Origin of the sequence: Vibrio sp. 10N.261.52.A1, assembly GCF_002876325.1 — a bacterium.
Classification (GTDB): domain Bacteria; phylum Pseudomonadota; class Gammaproteobacteria; order Enterobacterales; family Vibrionaceae; genus Vibrio; species Vibrio chagasii.
In genome coordinates, this window is the sequence record NZ_MCYD01001101.1 from 1 (window position 1) to 2,003 (window position 2,003).

The following is a 2,003-nucleotide window of genomic DNA, read 5'->3' on the forward strand; positions in this document are numbered from 1 at the left end:
ATCTCTGGTGGTACAGGTTCAGGTAAAACAACGCTACTCAATGCGTTATCTGGTTTCATCGGTGAAGGCGAACGTATCGTTACCATAGAGGATGCTGCCGAATTGCAGCTTCAAAAGCCGCATATCGTTAGGCTTGAAACTCGACAAGCCAGCGTTGAAGGAACGGGGGAAATTACCGCGCGCGATCTCGTGATCAACGCTCTTCGTATGCGCCCAGACAGAATCATTGTTGGTGAGTGTCGTGGCGGAGAAGCGTTCGAGATGCTTCAAGCGATGAATACAGGTCATGATGGGTCTATGTCGACATTGCACGCCAATACACCACGCGACGCGATTGCTCGTACTGAGAGCATGGTGATGATGGCAACCGCTAGCCTGCCGATATCTGCAATACGCAGAACCATCGTGAGTGCAGTAGACCTGATTGTTCAGGTAAAGCGTCTTCATGATGGCAGCCGTAAGGTGATGTACATTTCGGAAATCATAGGAATGGAAGGGGATAGCGTTGTGATGGAAGATATTTTTCGTTACGAGGCGAGCTCTGATTTTAAAGATGGGAAAATGGTCGGTGAGTTCAGGACCCCCGGTTTATCAACCCGCTCTGTCATTTATGAACGTGCTAAGTTTTTCGGGCTAGAGCAAGCGGTCAGGGAGATCTTCTCATGACATTCATTTTGATTGCGTCATGGAGCGCGTTGCTGATCTACTTCCTTATTCATCGCTCTCGTCAAAACAAAAAGTTGAGTAGCTTGATCGAGATGGAGGCTGAATTCGAAGGGGTAAAGGGCGTTCGATCTGTTATTGATTCTCAGCAGTTTGAAGAGAGCTACAAAACCAGGTTCCGGAAAAGCTATAAGAAGATGGTCAAGGTATTTCAGCCTAATATGTCGCTGAAGCTTATTTTGTTTGTCTGTGTTTCTGCGTCAGCGGTGTATGCCATCAATGAGTTCTTCTTAAGACAGGATTACCCTGTTTGCCTGATGATCGCTGAGCCCGTTTTGTTCTTCGTTTTCTATAACAAGCTCAAACAGAGACAGATGGACCGGTTTAAAACTAATTTTCCAGATGCCTTAAATATTCTGAGCGGGGCGATATCTTCTGGGCAAAGTATTATCCATGCATTCGAATATGTTGGTAAGCAGCTTGATAACGAGGTAGGTAAAGAGTTCAAATTTATGGCTGAGCGCCTACTGATAGGTGAGGCCCCTGACGACGTACTTGAACGAAGCAGCAATACATTCCCTTATTTAGAATATTTTTTCTTCGCTTCAACAATCCGAATCAACCTAGCACGAGGTGGTCAGCTGAAAGATGTCATCAACAAAATTAACCGACTCATGTTTGATTCGAGAGCGGTAGAGAAGAAAAACAATGCGCTGACCTCTGAAGCGCGCGCATCAGCAAAAATTATTGCTTGCTTACCAGTAATATTCCTGATCATTTTAAAGTTCACCAGCCCAGAGAACTACAGCTTCGTGATGTTCGAAGAGGCTGGTCAGCCGATTTTTTATTACGTTCTAGTAAGTGAGCTGCTCGGGTTCTTTTGCATTTGGCTGATATTGCGGGGTGTTAACTAATGGACATGAAAACCCTGGGCATTTGGGGCGTGATATTTGTAGTTTCAATGGTGCTTGCCACGTACTGCTTGCGATTTTGGGACAACACCAGAGCAAATATTGAAACCCGAAGAATTATTGGTTCGACACGCGAAGAAAAGAAGCGAACCGACTTATTTAAATCGATATTATCTCGAATCAGTTTTAATAAAGATGAAACTAAACGCAAGTTAGTAGCGGCGGGTTTTTATAGTGACTTTCTCGCCGATGCTTATTACCTCCTTAAAATCGTTCCTTTTAGTATCTGCTTGATTCTTATTGGCTTTGATTTTTATAGCGGAGAAACCGAAGTACTGTTCTCTTTGTTGTATTTATTGGGCGCGTTATTAGCGTTTGTTATTGCCCCTGATGCTTATGTGTCTGCTCGGGGGAAAGCCAATATTAAAC

General features: G+C 44.3%; 2 protein-coding genes and 1 pseudogene. All 3 read left to right on the forward strand.

Annotation, left to right across the window (positions count from 1 at the left end; translation table 11 throughout):
• On the forward strand, positions 1-666 hold a 666-nt coding region (locus tag BCT81_RS23585), incomplete at its 5' end, for an ATPase, T2SS/T4P/T4SS family (RefSeq protein ID WP_133152700.1).
• Positions 663-1,577: a type II secretion system F family protein gene (locus BCT81_RS23590; protein WP_102426045.1), complete on the forward strand. Its 915-nt coding sequence runs from the start codon at positions 663-665 to the stop codon at positions 1,575-1,577. The genes BCT81_RS23585 and BCT81_RS23590, both read left to right, overlap by 4 nt.
• Positions 1,577-2,003 (forward strand): annotated as a pseudogene (locus BCT81_RS23595) (type II secretion system F family protein); the annotation flags it as partial. The gene BCT81_RS23590 and the pseudogene BCT81_RS23595, both read left to right, overlap by 1 nt.

Bases quoted from the DNA above. Each gene is read 5' to 3' on its own strand.
- BCT81_RS23590 (WP_102426045.1), top strand. From the start codon at position 663: ATGACATTCATTTTGATTGCGTCATGGAGCGCGTTGCTGATCTACTTC.